Source organism: Candidatus Pelagibacter ubique HIMB140, from assembly GCF_025558165.1.
GTDB classification, from domain to species: domain Bacteria; phylum Pseudomonadota; class Alphaproteobacteria; order Pelagibacterales; family Pelagibacteraceae; genus Pelagibacter; species Pelagibacter ubique_T.
Genome location: NZ_LAMZ01000001.1, coordinates 375,792 through 392,804, shown reverse-complemented (window position 1 = coordinate 392,804; position 17,013 = coordinate 375,792). Strand labels below are relative to the sequence as shown.

The following is a 17,013-nucleotide window of genomic DNA, read 5'->3' as shown; positions in this document are numbered from 1 at the left end:
ATGATTAAATTTGATTTAAATAACAGAGTAGCAATTGTAACAGGTGGAGCTCAAGGTTTTGGTTTAGCTATCACTGAAAGATTTATCGAGTCTGGTGCTAAAGTAGTAATTTGGGATATAGATGAAGGAGAAGCTAAAAAAGCATTAGAAAAAGTAAATTCTGAAAATTTAACTTATCAAATAGTTGATGTGAGCAACTATGAAACAATTAATTCAAAATTATCTGAAGTTGAAAAATCACATGGTAAGATTGACATCTTTATAAACAATGCAGGTGTAGCAGGAATGAATACTACCGTTGCAGAATATCCAATAGAAGAGTGGAATAAAGTAATTAATCTTAACTTAAATGCAGTCTTTTATTGTTGCAAAGCAGTTGTTCCATTTATGGCTAAGAATGATTATGGAAGAATTGTAAATATTGCCTCTATTGCAGGTAAAGAAGGAAATCCAAATGCAAGTGCTTACAGTACTTCAAAAGCAGGAGTGATAGGATTAACCAAATCTTTAGGTAAAGAACTTGCACAAAAAAATATTGCAGTAAACTGTGTTACTCCAGCTGCAGCAAAAACTAGAATTTTTGATCAAATGACCGAGGAGCATATAAATTATATGCTTTCTAAAATACCAAGAAATAAATTTGCTAAAGTAGAGGAATTGGCTTCCTTAGTTGCTTGGTTATCAAGTGAAGAAAATTCTTTTTCAACAGCTGCGGTATTTGATCTAAGCGGTGGTAGAGCAACTTACTAATCAATATGCAAGTAGGTATAGACGTTGGTGCAACAAAGATAGAGAGTGTTGTACTTGAAGAAGATGGTCAAGAAAAACATAGATCTAGAATATCATGTCCAAAGAATTATACCCAAATTATTACTGCAATAAGAGATATTCACAAAAAATTAGAAGAAGAGTTTAATCAAGAGCTTCCAATTGGAGTTTGTCATCCAGGAGTTCACTCTCCTCAAACAGGGTTAGTTAAAAACGTTCCCAATATCAGTTGGTTGGAAAAAAAACCTTTTCAAAATGATTTGCGTAAAACATTGGGTAAAGAGGTATTTTGTGAAAATGATGCAAATTGTTTTGCATTGTCAGAGGCTATAGATGGAGCAGGGAAACATTATAAAATTGTTTATGGAATTATTTTAGGATCTGGAGTTGGAGGTGGTTTGGTAATTGATAAAAAAATTGTGAGTGGTCCTAATGGTGTTGCAGGAGAGTGGGGTCATAATCAAATTCCCTATTTTGCTGCAAAAAAAGAAAATTTTGATTCAAGCAATCCTAGAGAAGCAGAGATTGAGAGTTTCTTATCTGGACTAGGTTTAGCCAAACGATTTAAAAAACTTTATGGAAAAAATTTAAAAACAAATGAAATTTTTGAATTAAACAGACAACATGATTTAGACGCTGAAAAGTTTATAGACGATTTTAAATTAAATTTAGCAATGTCACTTTCAAGTATAATAAATATTTTAGATCCTGATGCTTTTATATTTGGAGGAGGAGTTTCAAATGAAATTGATTTTTTACATGAAATAGATTCTTTAGTCAGAAAATTTGTTACTGGTAGAGAATACGAAGGTGTTTTTTTAAAACCAAGATATGGTGATGCTAGTGGCGTAAGAGGTGCTGCAAGATTAGGAAGAAGCGCGACATATTAGTTTTAAATTTAAATTTAGAAAAATTCTAAAATTTAAAGACAAGCAAAGAAGCGAAAAAAATTTAAAAAAAAAATTTCAATTAAAAGTTGTATTTATATTTTTTTGTTATGATCTTTACTCAAACTGGGTATATTTCATTTTTTAAATTAATTTAAAAACATAAAAAAAAGGGAGAAATAATGAAAAAACTTATACTTTCGATTGCAGCTCTTGCATTATTTGCAACTTCTGCGTTCGCTGAAAGATATGTCATGATTACTCATGGTGAAGGAAAAGATCCTTTTTGGCCTGTAGTTCAAAAAGGTGGTGAAGATGCAGCTAGAGCAATCGGTGCTGACTTCGAATATATCTACAACCCTTCTGCTGATATGGCTGATATGGCAAGCTCAATTCAAGCTGCTGCAGCTACTCAACCAGATGGTATGGTAATTTCTTTACCAGATCCAGATGCATTAGGACCAGCTATTAAAGCTGCTGTTGCTGCTGGTGTTCCAGTAATTACAATGAACTCTGGTTTAGAGTCATCTGCTAGCCTAGGTGCTTTAATGCACGTTGGTCAGCCTGAATTACTTGCTGGACAAAAAGCTGGTGAAAGAGCAAAAGCTGAAGGTGCTTCTAAAGCACTTTGTATGATTCAAGAAGCATACAACACAGCTCTTGTAGACAGATGTGAAGGTTACGGTTCTGCTGTTCCTATGCAAATGACTGATACTACATCTGACCCTGCAACTATTCAAACTAGAGCAACTGCTGCTTTACAAGCTAACAGCGATATCGATGCGATCCTTTCAGTAGGACCACACGTGTGTGAAGCTGTTGATAAAGCTTTAGCTGATCTAGGTATGACAGTACACCACTCTTGCTTCGACTTAAGTCCTGCAGTTATGGATTTAATCGGATCTGGAAGAGTTGCTTTCACTATCGATCAACAACAAAGATTACAAGGTTATATGCCAATTATCGTATTACACTTGTACAACAACAGTGCTGGACTTTTACCAGGAGCTAACATCCCATCAGGACCTGGCTTCGTTGACAAGTCTAACGCTTCTTCAGTTGCTGCTTTAGCAGGTATTGATAGATAGTCTGTAATAATTTAAAGGGTCGATTATTCAATCGGCCCTTTTTTTTTAACAAAATTAATAAGTCTTTATTAAATGAATACATCAGCAACAAAAAAACCAAGACAAGAGTCTGACCGACAGGGTCAAAAAAAATGGTACTCTGCATTTATGTCTCGTCCAGAGGTTGGACCTTTTGGAGTTATGGTTTTACTTTTTTGTATGTTGGGATACTTCTCTATTCCAGAGGGACAATTTTCTCTTAACCCTTTTTCTGGTGAAGGATTTAACGCTTTAGGAATTAGAAATAATTTTAGAGTAATTGCACAATTAGGGATCGTTGCACTTGCTGCTGGAATGTTAATCATTGCAGGTGAATTTGATCTTTCTGTTGGTTCAATGATCGGTTTTGCAGGTGGTTGTATGGCAATGATACTTAAATGGGGTTTTGCTGTTGTTATTCCTTACATATCTTTTGAAGGTGGTTTTCATTTTGAAGGATTTACATTATTTAAAATTCAAGATGTATCTCCATTATTAGCAATATTAATTACATTATGTATGACATTATCTTTTGGTTGGATACAAGGATGGATAATTGTAAAAAGTGGAATATCTTCTTTCATCGTTACACTCGGAGGACTTTTCTTCTTAAGAGGTTTAACTGAGGTATCATACAGAGCGTTTAACAAAGCTCCCGATCAAACTGCCGGATCAACAACTGTTACAGATTTACCAGATATCAAAAATATCATAAATGTACCAGGTCATGGAGAAATGGAAAGAGATGCTGCTAAATCTTTACCAAATGACCAATTACTAGAAATTCTTAGCACTGTGCCAGCTAGCACGGTTGCAAAATTAACTGAACGATTAACATATATTAACGAAAAAGTTGCAGCTTACAAAACTGCTATGAATGCTGAAAAGATGATTGCAACTTTAGAAAAATCATTAGCTGGAGCAAAAAAATCTGGTAATGACTCAATGGTTGAAATTTTGACAAAGAAAATTGAAGCTGGTGTTAATGTTCCTGAAGTTGCAGCAAAAGCTGTTACAGATATTGATATAGCAAAAGCTTATATCGACACAATAGTTACTGCAAGACCTGTAGCTAATTTCTTTGGTGGCGATATTATGGAACCAGTGTTTAACTGGCTATATTATACGGTAGATTGGAACGTAAATAACTTCGGAAATATTTTTGCCAAAGGAATGTATTCTTGTTTAATGATTTGGGGGCTGATTGCATTTATTTGTTATTTAATTTTAAGTAAAACTCAAGCAGGTAACTGGATTTATTCAACTGGTGGAAATCTTAATGCTGCAAAAGCTAATGGTGTTCCAACGAATAAAGTTAAGATTTCATTATTTATGTTTACTGCATTCTGCGCAACTATGTTTGCGGCTTGTCAGGTATTTGAAGTTAACACAGCAGATACAGCTAAAGGTAATTTAAAAGAATTAGAAGCAATTGCTGCAGCGGTTATTGGTGGTGTTGTTTTAACTGGAGGTTTTGGAACCATTGGTGGAATAATTCTAGGTACAATTATCTTTGGAATTGCAAAAGAAGCTTTCTTTTATATTCCTGGAATTGATGGATCATTCTACAGAGTGTTCCTTGGAGCAGTACTTGTTACTGCGGCCTTTACTAATGAGAATATACGAAAACGAATTATGGGAAATATCTAATGGATAAAAAACCATTAATTGAAATAAAAAATTTAGTAAAAAAATTTGGAGCATTTACTGCTTTAAATGGTGTTTCTTTAGATGTTTATCCAGGTGAAGTTCACGCATTATTAGGTGATAATGGTGCTGGTAAATCAACTTTGATCAAAGTGTTATCTGGTGTTCACCCTATGACAAGTGGAGAAATAAGAGTAGATGGAGAAAATGTTAACTTTAGTACACCACGACAAGCATCTGATGCAGGAATTGGAACAGTTTATCAAGATTTAGCACTCAACGCTTTAACATCAGTAACGAGAAATTTTTTTCTTGGACGTGAATTGATAAAAGGTCCCGCTGGATTTGGTTTAATGCAAATGGATGAGATGGATAGAATAACAATAGAGGAAATGTCTAAAATTGGAATTAATATTGCAAACCCTAATCAGCCAGTTGGAACAATGTCAGGTGGACAAAGACAAACATTGGCAATTGCAAGAGCAATTTACTTTGGTGCAAAGATATTAATTTTAGATGAACCTACATCAGCATTAGGTCAAAAGCAGCAAATGGAAGTTTTAAAGACAATTAAAAAAGTCCAAAATTTAGGAAACATTGCAATTATACTTATTACACACAACGAAATTCATGCGCGTCTTATAGCTGATCGATTTACTTTTTTAAGTTTAGGAGAAGTAATTGGTTCAGGATTGTCTTCAGAACTGGGTAATGAAGATGTGAAAAGATTGATGGCAGGTGGTGCTAAAATTGGCGATCTAGCTAAAGAATTAGAGTTATAATTTTTTTTATTTTTTTTTAATTTTTTTTCACTTAAAATTTATTGATGCGTAAATTCTCAAGAGATACTTTTAATATTACCGAAGCAATAAACGAATTAATGCATGAATCTGGAGTTATTGTTGTTGAAAACGTATATAATTTAAACGATATCAAAGAAGCAAGAGAGATTGTTAATCATTTTGCAGATACACAAGAGCAAAAAGAAACCCACTTTAATGCTGAAGCTGAAGCATCTGATAAAATTAAACTACAGCAAAGAATATGGAATTTATTTGGTAAAGGAGAGGTTTTTAGTAAATTAATAACAAATGACATTATTTTTAGCTTAATGTCTAAACTTTTAGGTTCAGAGTTTTTTTGTGGATCATACTGCGCAAGTAGATTGCTACCAGGATCAATAGGTCAAGAACTACATATCGATTATCCGTATTGGGATTTTTACAATAGTGAGACTTTTCCTATGGGTCTAAATAGTTCATTTGCACAAAACTGTCAGGCTACTATACCTTTAGATATCTGCTCAGAACAATCAGGAGCAACAGCTTTCATACCAGGATCACAAAAGAAATTACACTATCCAAATGAAAATGATGATTTTTCAAACAGACAACAAATGATTGCTAATCCTGGTGATTTAGTTTTTTTCAATGGTAACTGCTGGCATGGAGCATCACCAAATAAATCAGATCATCAAAGAGCAGCATTACTGATAGAGTTTCTTCCAAAGTATATAAAACCAGTTGAAGATTTAGTTACTTATCTATCTGAAGACTTCAAAAACAATTCAAATCCAAAAGTGCGACAGCTTTTAGGATTAAATTATGAATATCCAAAAATAATGGATGCAAGTAAAAAAATAAATAATATTGGTTTGGGTTATAAAGCTAAATAAAATATATATTTTTAATTTAAATACTCTATAAATAGTTAAAATAATAAAAACAGCATTAAGAAAATTAATCAAATAAAAATTATAAATAATGCTGATAGAGATTTTTGTAACTAGTGGAGGATTAAGAAAATGAAAGTAAAATATTACGATTTAGAAAATAAAAGAGTATTTGTCACTGGCGGCGGATCAGGAATTGGAGCTTCAATTGTTGAACATTTTTGTGAACAAGGTTCAGAAGTTTACTTTATAGACATTAATGTATCAGAGTCTGAAAAATTAATTGAAAGTATAAAAAATAAAAAATACTCAATACCCACTTTTATTGAATGTGATTTGTTGAATATTAAACAACTTCAAAAAACAATTGCAGACATCATTGATCAAAAAGGTCCAATTGATATTTTAATTAATAATGCTGCTAATGACACGAGACACAAAATAGATGATGTTACAGAAGAATATTGGAATGAGAGAATAAATGTAAACTTAAGACATTATTTTTTCACAGTTCAATCAGTAAAAAAATCAATGATTGAAAATAAAGGTGGTGTAATTGTTAATATGGGTTCAGCATCTTGGATGGTTGGACAAGGTGGTATGGCAGCCTATACAGCTGCAAAATCTGGAGTAGTTGGCTTAACAAGGTCATTCGCTAGAGATTTAGGAGAATTTAATATTAGAGTTAACTCAGTAGTTCCAGGGTGGGTCTTAACACAAAGACAAATTGATATGTGGTTAAACGAAGAATCTGAAAAAGATTTGATGAAAAACCAATGTTTAAAAGAGAAACTAATGCCTCATGAGCTTGCTCAAACTGTATTGTTTTTTTCATCAGAACAATCTTCTGGCTGCACAAATCAATCTTACATTGTTGATAAAGGTTGGCTATAAGAGACTTTGTGCAAGTACAAAGTTCAACGATAGAAAATAAATATTTAAGAATTAAGTCAATTAATATAGGAGCTTGTTTGTATGAGGTTTATGACAAGCAAAGGAAAATTAACTTAATCTTAAATCTAGGTCCTACAAAAAATTATGGCAGTAAGAATTTTTATGTAGGTGCTACTTGCGGCAGGTATGCAGGCAGAATTTCAAATTCAAGATTTAAGATTAAAAATAAGATTTATAAACTTGAAGGCAACGAAGGAAGAAATACACTTCATGGAGGAAAAATAGGATTTGATAGATTAGAATGGAAAATAAAACATCATTCAAAAAATAAAATTATCTATCAATTGTTATCTAAAAATTTAGACCAAGGTTTTCCAGGAGATCTAAATTCAGAGTGTATTTTTGAAATCAAAAACAAAAGCTTATTTATAAAATATCAATATAAATCAAGCGAATTAACTCACGTCAGTTTAACAAATCACAGTTATTGGAACTTGAATAAGAGTAAAAAAGAGACAATTTTCAATCATGATTTAAAAATTAACTCTGAAAAATATCTTCAAGTAACTAATAAATTAATCCCAACTGGTAAAATTAAAAAAGTTAAAAATACCATTAATGATTTTAATAAGTTTCAAAATATTGGAAAAAAAATAGACATTATTAAAAACAAAAAAATAAAGAGAGTATCTAATACAATCAATCAATTGGGATTTGATTTAACATATTGTATTAAAAAAAATTCTAAAAATTATTTAGCCTCTCTAAAAAATAAAAAAACTAATATTCAATTAGACTTTTATTCAAATCTTCCTGGTGTACAGCTCTATACCAGTCAAGGTTTGAGGTATAAAAATAAACTTGCTCCATACCAGGGGGTTTGTTTAGAAACGCAACACTACCCAGATGCACCAAACAATAAAAATTTTCCAAGTTCTTTAATTAAACCTAAAAAACTTTATAAGTACTTTACAAAAATAAATATTTCATAAAATGAATAAAAAAATAAACATATCCATTGTTGGAACTGGCTTAATGGGATTGCAACATATAAAGGCAATTTCAAAATCTAAAAAAGCAAACCTTCATTCAGTAGTTGATATTACTAACAATGCTAAAAATTTATCAAAAAAATATAAAATTCCATTATTTTCAAATGTAGACGAACTTTTAAACTCACAAAATTTAGATGCCGTAATTGTTGCTACTCCAAATCAACTTCATGAAAAACATACAGTCAGTTTCTTAAAGAAAAAAATTCCGGTATTATTAGAAAAACCTATTTCAGATAATATTAATTCAGCTAAAAAAATTATTAGTAGTGCTAATAAAAATAAAACACCGTTATTAATTGGGTATCACAGAAGACACAACTCTATTGTATCAAAGGTAAAAGAGTTAATCGATAAAGGTAAATTAGGAAACATCGTTTCAGCAAATGTATTGTGTTGGCTTTATAAACACAAAGCTTATTACAAAGAAAAATGGAGAATTAGTAAAGGGGGAGGGCCTTTAGGAATTAATTTAGTCCATGATATCGATATGATTTGCTACCTACTTGGATCTATTAAATACGTTCAAGCATTTACAACCAATAAAACTAGAAAATTTGCAGTTGAAGATACAGCAACTATTAGCTTAATTTTTAATTCAGGTGCACTTTGTACATTGAATTTATCAGATACAATTGTTGCTCCATGGAGTTATGAATTAACTGCGGGAGAAAATCCAGCTTATCCTATAACTAATCAATCTGCATATATGATTGGTGGTACAAAGGGATCATTGCAATTTCCTAATTTAAAATATTGGTTCTATAAAAATGAACGTAGTTGGTGGAATAAGATTTTTGTTAACGAAGATAAAAACAAAAAAGATGACAGTACTTTAGTAAACCAAATTGATCATTTTGCAGATGTAGTATCAAAAAAAGTTAAGCCAAAAGTTAATGGTAATGATGGTTTGATCTCTCTTAAGATTTTTGCAGCAATAACAAAAAGTGCAAAAACTGGTAAGAAGGTTAAAATTTAAAGATTAGCCAATATTGAATTAGAACATTTTAAGGTATCAGCATCTCCACCTAAGTCTTTAGTTCTATTTTTTTTTTCACTTAAAGATTTTTCAATAGCTTCAACAATTGAATTGGAAGCTTCTTTTTCTCCTAAATAATCTAACATCATTGCACCAGACCAAATTTGTCCTACAGGATTAGCAATACCTTTTCCTGCAATATCAGGTGCTGAACCATGTACTGGTTCAAATAAAGATGGAAATTTATTTTCAGGATTAATATTTCCAGAAGGAGCAATTCCAATAGTTCCAGTACAAGCTGGTCCTAAGTCAGAAAGTATGTCTCCAAATAAATTAGATGCAACAACAACATCAAACCATTCTGGATTTAGTACAAATCTAGCAACTAAAATATCTATATGATATTGATCTGTTTCAATATCTGGATAATTTTTTTTCATTTCATTAAAACGCTCATCCCAAAACGGCATTGTAATTGAAATGCCATTGGATTTTGTTGCATTCGTTAATTTTTTTCTTTTTCTTTGTTTTGCTAATTCAAAAGCAAATTTTTGAACTCTATCTACTCCATGTGCAGACATGATAGTTTCCTGAATAGCTATTTCTCTATCAGTGTTTTTAAACATTCTTCCACCAACAGAGGAGTATTCACCTTCAGTATTTTCTCTAACAATTAGCATATCGATGTCACCTGGTTTTTTATTTGCTAAAGGAGGATTAATTCCAGGAAATAATTTTACTGGTCTAAGATTGATATATTGATCAAATTCTCTTCTAAACTGAAGTAAGGATCCCCATAAAGATATATGATCTGGAACTTGATTTGGCATTCCAACTGCGCCAAAGAATATTGCATCATGTTTCCCTAATTTTTCCTTCCAATCATCTGGAAGCATTTTTCCATGTTTTTCATAATAATCACATGAAGCAAAATCATATTCTGTAAAATTTATTTTGAATTGATGTTTTTCAGCAGCGTCTTTTAATACTTTTAAACCTTCAGGAACTACTTCTTTTCCTATTCCATCTCCTGCTATTGAAGCAATGTTATATTCTTTCATAGGTTGATTTTTATACTTCAAAAATACAATAATTTATAATGTTAAATTATTTTTTAAAGGCATAAACCTTCATTGTTTTGACATATTTTATTTGTTAGTTTTGATTATGAAAAAAATACTTCTTTTAATATTCTTTAGCTTTTTTTTTGTTTCAAATTCAAATGCTGCATGTGATGATCCATTAACAGATGGTGTAGATTATTCTAAATGCAGATTTTCAGATGCACAGGATCTACAAGGTAGTTATCTACCAAACTCAAATTTATCTTTTGCAAGTTTTGTGCAAGTAAATTTAGATAAAAGCATTATGATGAATTCAAATTTATCTTTTGGAACTTTTCCAGAATCAACATTTGTTAGAGCTAATCTTTATGAAACAATTAGTATTGGTGGAAATTTTGAAAAAACAAATTTTACTAATGCAAACTTAACTAGAGTTGATTTCATGGGAGCAACTCTAATTGAAGCTAATTTTCAAAATGCAAATTTGATGGAAGCAAATTTTACCTCTGCAAACATTACTAATGCAAATTTTGAAAATGCAAATCTGATTGGTGCTACTTGGACTAATGGTAAGACATGTGGTCCAGACTCAATCGGAACCTGTATTGAGCAATAAGTTATGAACACCTCAGTTAATACTGATGATGTTATTTTTAATTTTTTCAAACAAATATGTGATGAAAAAGATGATCAAAAATGTGTTGAGCTTGGAAAAGAATGGATAAAAGCAATGGAAACCAACCTTTCTTCCATGGAAGCAAATCTAAATGGGGCTGATTATCTAAAACATAAAGACGATATTCAAAGTAACCGCGATCATTTAAATAGCCTAAAAAATAAGAATTCTACAGAGTGGAGAGAGTATGCTACTCAGTGTATGATCGAAATAATGAATCACAAAGGTCAACAATAATGAGTAATCAAGAAAGAGTATTTCTAATTATTTGTGCTTCTTTAATTATTTTTACTCTTCATTATTTAATTGAAAAACACTTCTTTTAATAAGAACTAGATCTTGCCCACTTATTAATATTTCCATCTTTAGCTTTTTTATTTATTTCTTTAAGTTCAGATTTAGAAAAATTTAAATTATTTAAGCTTTCAATATTTTCTTTTATTTGTTTTACACTACTTGCCCCAATTAAAGCTGTAGTGACTGCTTTATTATTTAAAACCCAAGCCAAAGCCATTTGCGATAATGTTTGACCTCTTTTTTTAGCAATTTGATTTAAATCTGAAATTATCTTTATGTTTCTTTTAGTTATGAAACTTTTATCTAATGCAGATTTTGGATCACTTGCTCTTGATGCTTTTGGAATTCCTTTTAAATATTTATCCGACAACATTCCTTGTGCTAATGGAGAAAAAGCAATAGTTCCAATTCCTAATTTAATTAAATTTTTATCTAAATCTTTTTCAAACCATCTATTTATTAATGAATAAGAAGGTTGATGGATAAATATTTTAATGTTTCTTTTTTTTAAAATATTAAATATCTCAATTGTTTTCTTTGAAGAATAAGAAGAAATACCAATATAAAGAGCTTTACCAGATCTATAAATAAGCTCCAAGGCATCTGCAGTTTCCTCTAATGGTGTATTTGGATCAAATCTATGCGAATAAAATATATCTACATAATCCAATCCCATTCTCTTTAAACTTTGATCACAGCTTGCAATAATATATTTTTTAGAACCCCATTCACCGTAAGGTCCTTCCCACATATCATAACCTGCTTTAGATGAGATGATTAATTCATCTCTATATCTTTTAAATTCTTTACTTAAAATTTTTCCAAAATTAGCCTCAGCACTTCCTGCAGGGGGACCGTAATTATTTGCTAAATCAAAATGAGTAATCCCTGAATCAAAAGAATAAAACAACATTTTCTTTGCTTCAGATGTAAGTTGTTTACCACCAAAATTATGCCAAAGACCAAGGCTTATCAAAGGTAGATCAACACCACTCTTCCCACATCTTCTATATTTCATGTTGGAATATCTTTTTGGTGATGCTTTGTAGTTCATAACTCTTAATATAACTTAATATTTTAGTTTAAAAACATAAAATTAAATATATATTTAAGACAAAGGGGTGTCTTAACAGACTGAGATTAAACCCTACGAACCTGTCCGGTAATTCAGAAAGGGAAAAATGGATAACACATACTTTTTAAGTCAATCATCATCATTAACATTAGTAATTATTATTAGTTTGGTATTTGCTGCATTAGGAATTTATCATTCTAAAAAATTCCAAGGAATAAGTAACTATTTAACAGCAAATAGAAATATAGAATTATTTTCATTAACAACAAGTCTTGTTGCATCTGCTTTAGGAGCATGGATTTTATTTGGCCCTGTTGCTGCTGCTACATGGGGAGGAATAGGGGCAGTTATTGGTTATGCACTTGGTACAGCTTTCCCCATGATTTTCTTAATTTATTTTGGAAGAAAAATTAGATCAGAGTTCCCAAAAGGCTCTTCTCTAATTGAGTTTATGAGAAAAAAATTTGGAAAAAGTTTGTTTAAACTGATTTTGTTAATGACAATCTTTTACATGTTTATTTTTCTTTGCGCAGAGGTGACAGCTGTTGCAGTTTTGATAAATTATTTATCAGGTACAGATCTTTGGGTCACTGCATTAATTGTGCTTTTAGCCACTTTAACCTATACGCTTTATGGAGGCTTAAGAGCTTCTATTTTTACTGACAATATTCAAATGATAGTAATTGGCTTTCTTTTATTAATTCTAATTTTAATTATCAGTTCATCAACAGGAGATAATTTTTCTTTTGCACTAATTAAAGAAAAAAATCCGCAATTGTTAAGTTCATCTTATATTCCAAGTTATACTGCTGGGTTAACTTTTTTTATTGCAGTTGCTGCTACAAATTTATTCCACCAAGGAAACTGGCAACGTGTTTATGCTGCTAAAGATTACAACACTTTAAAATCAGCATTGATCATTTCTTTTTTTGTAATTGTTCCAATAGTTTTTTTAATGGGCTTTATTGGAATGGTGTCATTTTCTATTGATCCTTCAGCAAGAGCTGATTTAGGATTTTTTACTTTATTATTAAAAGAACAAACTGAAACACTATCCTTAATTATTATTATTCTTGGATTAGCTTTAACAATTTCAACAGTTGATACATTGGTTAATGCCATATCAAGTTTGTTTGTTGTTGATGGTAAAGCAACTTTTAATTTAGATAAAAAAACAGATTATTTAAAAATTTCTAAATACTTTATCGTATTTTTATCATTGATTGCATTTGGTGTTGCATCAAAAGGATTTGATATTTTGTATTTATTTTTACTTGCAGATTTATTTTGTTGTGCTTTTGTATTCACGGTATTTTACAGTTTTTACAACAAGGTAAATGAAAAAACTGCTTATGTTTCAATTATAATTGGTTTAATTGGTGGGTTTTTAATGTTTCCTTATCCAGATTTTTCTAAAAGTTTATTGGTCGGGGGATTGATGTCTAAAGATCTATTTTCACCTTTTGTTGCACAATCTTTATTATTTTTATCATTTGTTGTTGCAACTTTTTTACCAGCAGTAATTTTGAAATTGAAAAGTAATTAATTTAGATCACTGATTTTAAAGCGTCATAAATAAGTTCTTTGGTTGTCTCACCAATGCTTCTGTAAACTTCTTTATTATCTTTAAAAATTAAAAGTGTCGTTTGATATTGAACATTAAAAAATTTAGCTATTTCTTTATTTGTTACATCAAATTTAAAGTATTCAATATTATCAAAATCATTTTTTGCTTTATCAAGAACTTTCATTTGGCTGGCACAAGATGTACAATATTTAACCCAAGAACTAACCACTACAACTTTTCCATCCGCTAAAGCCTTATCAAACAACTCTTTAGTATAAGTTGTTTCTTTAGCCATCACATTAGTAGTGAATGTTAAGATAAAACAGATAAATACAAAAATTTTTCTCATTAATGGTGGGTTGTAAACAAATTTTAAAATATTGTAATACAATAAATTGTCTCTATATATGCCTTGTCCATGTCAGATCAAATAAGCATAAATAATCTATCAAAAGTCTACGATAATGGCTTTGAAGCATTAAAGAAAATAAACTTAAACATCAAAAAAGGTGAAATTTTTGCAATGCTTGGACCGAATGGTGCAGGTAAAACTACTCTTATAAGTATTATTTGTGGAATCGTTAGACCATCTTCAGGAAAAGTTACTGTAGATGATTTTGATATCATTGATGATTACAGAGAAACAAGATCTAGAATTGGATTAGTTCCACAAGAGTTAACCTTAGAACAATTTGAAACAGTTTTTAACAATGTCTCTTATTCAAGAGGTTTGTATGGAAAAAAACCAGATCCAAAACATATTGAAAAAATTTTAAAAGACTTAAGCTTATGGGATAAAAAAGATTTAAGATTAAGACAGTTATCTGGAGGAATGAAGAGGCGGGTATTAATTGCAAAAGCATTGTCTCACGAACCAACTATATTATTTTTAGATGAGCCAACGGCTGGTGTGGATGTTGAATTACGTCAAGACATGTGGAAGGTAGTTGAAACACTAAGAAAAACTGGTGTTACTATTATTCTTACTACTCATTATATTGAAGAAGCAGAAGCAATCGCTGATAGAGTAGGAGTAATCAATCAAGGAGAAATCATTGTTGTTGATGAAACAAAAGAATTATTGAAAAAAATGGGACATAAAAAACTTACAGTAGATCTTCAAGAAGAAATCACTGAAATCCCAAGCAGTTTAGATAAGTATAATTTAGAAATTGGAGAAGATAAAAAATCAATCAATTACACATATAATGTTAGAGCTAAAAGCACTGGAATAACTAACTTGTTACAAGATTTAAAAGATGCAAATTTAAAATTACAAGATTTAAAAACTGAGCAAACTACTTTAGAGAAAATATTTGTGACATTAGTAAAGGAGAACAATGAAGTTTAATTATTACGCATTTAGAGCAATGTACTTACATGAAATGGATCGATTTAAGAGAACATTGATGCAATCATTGTTTTCACCAGTTCTATCAACCTCTCTTTATTTTATAGTTTTTGGATCTGTAATTGGTGGTTATGTAGAAAAAATTGATGGAATTAGTTATGGATCTTTTATTGTTCCTGGTCTTTTAATGTTAACATTGTTAACCCAATCAATCAGTAACACTTCATTTGGGATATTTTTTCCAAAATTTAATGGAACTATTTATGAAATTTTAGCTGCACCAATTTCAACTTTTGAAATTGTTTTAGCTTTTGTGGGTGCTGGTGCTACTAAAACTCTTATTGTTGGATTAGTTATATTTTTAACATCAACGTTCTTTGTTGAAGTTCAAGTAATGTATCCATTGTTAATGATATTTTTATTAGTATTAGTAGCATTTACTTTTGCTTTGTTTGGTTTTTTAATTGGTTTAATGAGCTCTAATTTTGAGCAAATGTCTATCATCCCAACTTTAGTTATTACGCCAATGGTATTTTTAGGTGGTAGTTTATATTCTTTAGATATGTTGCCTGAGTTTTGGCAAACAGTTACTTATTTTAACCCAGTTGTTTATTTAATTAATGGTTTAAGATTTGCCTTTTATGGTGTTTCAGATTTCAATATTTGGGTGAGTGTTATTTCAATGGTAGTATTTTTGATGTCATGTGTAACTGTTGTTACAGTTTTATTGAAAAAAGGATACAATATTAAATCTTAGCTACTAGCTATTTTCTTTTTTGGGTCGTAAAAAGGTTTTTCTACTATTGTAGCAGAACATTTTCCTTCGTGAGTTTCTATGTCTAATTTATTGCCTAACTCTGAATAATTAACTTCAATCATTGCAAGTGCAATATTCTTTTTCAATCTAGGTGAATATACAGCTGAAGTTACCTTACCAATTGTCTTACCATCTTTTTCAATTGGCCAAAAAGTTGTGTTTGGTCCTGACAAAGGATTACAATCAATGATAAGACCAACTTGTTTTCTTTTAATTCCTTCTTGTTTTATTTTTTTTAGTGCTTCTTTACCTATAAAATTTATATCAGTATCTAAATTAACTAATCGATCAAATCCTAACTCAAATGGATTTGTATGAATATCTGCATCTGCGTGATAAGAAAGCATACCACCTTCAATTCTTCTAATAGAGGATGTATGACCAGGTTGAAGACCATGTTCTTTACCAGCTTCCATTATTTTTTCATAAAGTTCATTACCTCTTGAACCATCTCTTAAATATATTTCATAACCAAGTTCACTTGACCAACCAGTTCTTGAAACGATTAATGGAATTCCATCAAGCTCATATTCTCTAAGCCAATAATATTTAAGATCTCTGATATCTTCACCAAATAGTTTGACCATTATTTCTTGTGAGGTAGGGCCTTGTAACTGTAGAGGGGATACATCTGGTTCAGATATCTTAACATCTAAACCTGAGTTAATCGCAACACCTTGCGCCCATAACAAAACATCACTATCTGCTAAAGATAGCCAAAAATGGTTTTCAGCTAGTCTTAATAAAACTGGATCATTTAAAATTCCACCATCATTATTTACAATTAAAACATATTTACATTGTCCAACTGATAACTTTGAAAGATCTCTAGGTGTTAAAAGCTGAGTAAATTTATATGCATCAGGACCAGTGATCTCGACCTGTCTTTCGACTGCCACATCACATAAAATTGATTTTTCAATAAGGTTCCAAAAGTTTTGCTCAGGACTTCCAAAATCCCTTGGAATATACATATGATTATAGACAGAAAAACCTGTTGCCCCCCATTTTACAGTAGCATCGAAATAAGGAGATTTTCTAATCTGTGTTCCAAAACCAAAATTTTTATTAGACATTTGAGAGCCTTAACAGTTCGAGTATTAATTACAAATAAAAAAAATAGCCCTAGTTATATTAAGGGCTATCAAAAAAAAATGGAGA

General features: G+C 30.6%; 18 protein-coding genes. 14 read left to right on the top strand and 4 right to left on the bottom strand.

What is annotated here, in order from left to right; all coding sequences use genetic code 11:
- From VP90_RS02285 to VP90_RS02245, 9 genes are all read left to right on the top strand, one after another.
- Nucleotides 1–750 (top strand): SDR family NAD(P)-dependent oxidoreductase, encoded by a 750-nt coding sequence (locus tag VP90_RS02285; RefSeq protein WP_262589454.1) that lies wholly within the window; start codon nt 1–3, stop codon nt 748–750.
- 5 nt (nt 751–755) lie between these two features.
- Nucleotides 756–1,658 carry an ROK family protein gene (locus VP90_RS02280; RefSeq protein WP_262589453.1) on the top strand — a complete coding sequence of 301 codons (903 nt, stop codon included), beginning with the start codon at nt 756–758 and terminating at the stop codon, nt 1,656–1,658.
- A 179-nt stretch (nt 1,659–1,837) separates the two neighbouring features.
- Nucleotides 1,838–2,743 carry a sugar ABC transporter substrate-binding protein gene (locus tag VP90_RS02275; protein ID WP_262589451.1) on the top strand — a complete coding sequence of 302 codons (906 nt, stop codon included), beginning with the start codon at nt 1,838–1,840 and terminating at the stop codon, nt 2,741–2,743.
- Nucleotides 2,744–2,815: 72 nt separating this feature from the next.
- Nucleotides 2,816–4,411: an ABC transporter permease gene (locus tag VP90_RS02270; protein WP_262589449.1), complete on the top strand. Its 1,596-nt coding sequence runs from the start codon at nt 2,816–2,818 to the stop codon at nt 4,409–4,411.
- Nucleotides 4,411–5,190 (top strand): ATP-binding cassette domain-containing protein, encoded by a 780-nt coding sequence (locus VP90_RS02265; RefSeq protein WP_262589448.1) that lies wholly within the window; start codon nt 4,411–4,413, stop codon nt 5,188–5,190. Before VP90_RS02270 ends, VP90_RS02265 begins: the two co-directional genes overlap by 1 nt.
- A 44-nt stretch (nt 5,191–5,234) precedes the next feature.
- Nucleotides 5,235–6,083 carry a phytanoyl-CoA dioxygenase family protein gene (locus tag VP90_RS02260; RefSeq protein WP_262589447.1) on the top strand — a complete coding sequence of 283 codons (849 nt, stop codon included), beginning with the start codon at nt 5,235–5,237 and terminating at the stop codon, nt 6,081–6,083.
- Between the two features lie 129 nt (nt 6,084–6,212).
- Entirely contained in the window at nt 6,213–6,974 is a 762-nt protein-coding gene (locus tag VP90_RS02255; protein ID WP_262589446.1) for an SDR family NAD(P)-dependent oxidoreductase, read from the top strand.
- Nucleotides 6,975–6,982: 8 nt separating this feature from the next.
- Nucleotides 6,983–7,966: an aldose epimerase family protein gene (locus tag VP90_RS02250; RefSeq protein ID WP_262589445.1), complete on the top strand. Its 984-nt coding sequence runs from the start codon at nt 6,983–6,985 to the stop codon at nt 7,964–7,966.
- A gap of 1 nt (nt 7,967) precedes the next feature.
- A complete protein-coding gene (locus VP90_RS02245; protein WP_262589444.1) occupies nt 7,968–9,005 on the top strand; it encodes a Gfo/Idh/MocA family protein in 1,038 nt (345 codons plus the stop codon).
- Here the strand turns inward: VP90_RS02245 and VP90_RS02240 are convergent.
- Nucleotides 9,002–10,066 (bottom strand): tartrate dehydrogenase, encoded by a 1,065-nt coding sequence (locus tag VP90_RS02240; protein WP_262589442.1) that lies wholly within the window; start codon nt 10,064–10,066, stop codon nt 9,002–9,004. The two genes, VP90_RS02245 and VP90_RS02240, sit on opposite strands and share 4 nt — an antisense overlap.
- Nucleotides 10,067–10,172: 106 nt before the next feature.
- On the opposite strand from VP90_RS02240, the gene VP90_RS02235 reads away from it, so the two are divergent.
- Nucleotides 10,173–10,685, top strand: coding sequence for a pentapeptide repeat-containing protein (locus VP90_RS02235; protein ID WP_262589441.1), 513 nt, complete (start codon nt 10,173–10,175; stop codon nt 10,683–10,685).
- Nucleotides 10,686–10,688: 3 nt separating this feature from the next.
- Nucleotides 10,689–10,982, top strand: a complete 294-nt coding sequence (locus tag VP90_RS02230) for a hypothetical protein (RefSeq protein WP_262589440.1) — start codon at nt 10,689–10,691, stop codon at nt 10,980–10,982.
- Nucleotides 10,983–11,067: 85 nt separating this feature from the next.
- Here the strand turns inward: VP90_RS02230 and mgrA are convergent, their stop codons facing one another.
- Nucleotides 11,068–12,096, bottom strand: coding sequence for an L-glyceraldehyde 3-phosphate reductase (mgrA, locus tag VP90_RS02225; protein ID WP_262589439.1), 1,029 nt, complete (start codon nt 12,094–12,096; stop codon nt 11,068–11,070).
- Between the two features lie 127 nt (nt 12,097–12,223).
- Between mgrA and VP90_RS02220 the strand changes: the two genes are divergently transcribed.
- Nucleotides 12,224–13,663: a sodium:solute symporter family transporter gene (locus VP90_RS02220; RefSeq protein WP_262589438.1), complete on the top strand. Its 1,440-nt coding sequence runs from the start codon at nt 12,224–12,226 to the stop codon at nt 13,661–13,663.
- 1 nt (nt 13,664) lies between these two features.
- Here VP90_RS02220 and VP90_RS02215 read toward each other — a convergent pair whose 3' ends face one another.
- Complete coding sequence (locus VP90_RS02215; RefSeq protein ID WP_262589437.1) at nt 13,665–14,033, bottom strand: thioredoxin family protein; 369 nt, start codon at nt 14,031–14,033, stop codon at nt 13,665–13,667.
- A 69-nt stretch (nt 14,034–14,102) separates the two neighbouring features.
- Here VP90_RS02215 and VP90_RS02210 point away from each other — a divergent pair, with 69 nt between their 5' ends.
- Both VP90_RS02210 and VP90_RS02205 read left to right on the top strand, forming a co-directional pair.
- Entirely contained in the window at nt 14,103–15,035 is a 933-nt protein-coding gene (locus tag VP90_RS02210; RefSeq protein WP_262589436.1) for an ABC transporter ATP-binding protein, read from the top strand.
- Nucleotides 15,025–15,792 carry an ABC transporter permease gene (locus tag VP90_RS02205; protein WP_262589435.1) on the top strand — a complete coding sequence of 256 codons (768 nt, stop codon included), beginning with the start codon at nt 15,025–15,027 and terminating at the stop codon, nt 15,790–15,792. Before VP90_RS02210 ends, VP90_RS02205 begins: the two co-directional genes overlap by 11 nt.
- Here VP90_RS02205 and VP90_RS02200 read toward each other — a convergent pair.
- Nucleotides 15,789–16,928, bottom strand: coding sequence for a glycine cleavage T C-terminal barrel domain-containing protein (locus VP90_RS02200; protein WP_262589433.1), 1,140 nt, complete (start codon nt 16,926–16,928; stop codon nt 15,789–15,791). The two genes, VP90_RS02205 and VP90_RS02200, sit on opposite strands and share 4 nt — an antisense overlap.
- Nucleotides 16,929–17,013 lie beyond the last annotated feature (85 nt).

Excerpts from the sequence above, each read along its gene's own strand:
- VP90_RS02235 (WP_262589441.1), top strand. The coding sequence starts at position 10,173 with ATGAAAAAAATACTTCTTTTAATATTCTTTAGCTTTTTTTTTGTTTCA.
- VP90_RS02275 (WP_262589451.1), top strand. The coding sequence starts at position 1,838 with ATGAAAAAACTTATACTTTCGATTGCAGCTCTTGCATTATTTGCAACT.
- VP90_RS02205 (WP_262589435.1), top strand. The coding sequence starts at position 15,025 with ATGAAGTTTAATTATTACGCATTTAGAGCAATGTACTTACATGAAATG.
- VP90_RS02220 (WP_262589438.1), top strand. The coding sequence starts at position 12,224 with ATGGATAACACATACTTTTTAAGTCAATCATCATCATTAACATTAGTA.
- VP90_RS02215 (WP_262589437.1), bottom strand. The coding sequence starts at position 14,033 with ATGAGAAAAATTTTTGTATTTATCTGTTTTATCTTAACATTCACTACT.
- VP90_RS02270 (WP_262589449.1), top strand. The coding sequence starts at position 2,816 with ATGAATACATCAGCAACAAAAAAACCAAGACAAGAGTCTGACCGACAG.
- VP90_RS02285 (WP_262589454.1), top strand. The coding sequence starts at position 1 with ATGATTAAATTTGATTTAAATAACAGAGTAGCAATTGTAACAGGTGGA.
- VP90_RS02210 (WP_262589436.1), top strand. The coding sequence starts at position 14,103 with ATGTCAGATCAAATAAGCATAAATAATCTATCAAAAGTCTACGATAAT.
- VP90_RS02265 (WP_262589448.1), top strand. The coding sequence starts at position 4,411 with ATGGATAAAAAACCATTAATTGAAATAAAAAATTTAGTAAAAAAATTT.
- VP90_RS02260 (WP_262589447.1), top strand. The coding sequence starts at position 5,235 with ATGCGTAAATTCTCAAGAGATACTTTTAATATTACCGAAGCAATAAAC.
- VP90_RS02200 (WP_262589433.1), bottom strand. The coding sequence starts at position 16,928 with ATGTCTAATAAAAATTTTGGTTTTGGAACACAGATTAGAAAATCTCCT.
- VP90_RS02245 (WP_262589444.1), top strand. The coding sequence starts at position 7,968 with ATGAATAAAAAAATAAACATATCCATTGTTGGAACTGGCTTAATGGGA.
- VP90_RS02255 (WP_262589446.1), top strand. The coding sequence starts at position 6,213 with ATGAAAGTAAAATATTACGATTTAGAAAATAAAAGAGTATTTGTCACT.
- VP90_RS02240 (WP_262589442.1), bottom strand. The coding sequence starts at position 10,066 with ATGAAAGAATATAACATTGCTTCAATAGCAGGAGATGGAATAGGAAAA.
- VP90_RS02280 (WP_262589453.1), top strand. The coding sequence starts at position 756 with ATGCAAGTAGGTATAGACGTTGGTGCAACAAAGATAGAGAGTGTTGTA.
- mgrA (WP_262589439.1), bottom strand. The coding sequence starts at position 12,096 with ATGAACTACAAAGCATCACCAAAAAGATATTCCAACATGAAATATAGA.
- VP90_RS02230 (WP_262589440.1), top strand. The coding sequence starts at position 10,689 with ATGAACACCTCAGTTAATACTGATGATGTTATTTTTAATTTTTTCAAA.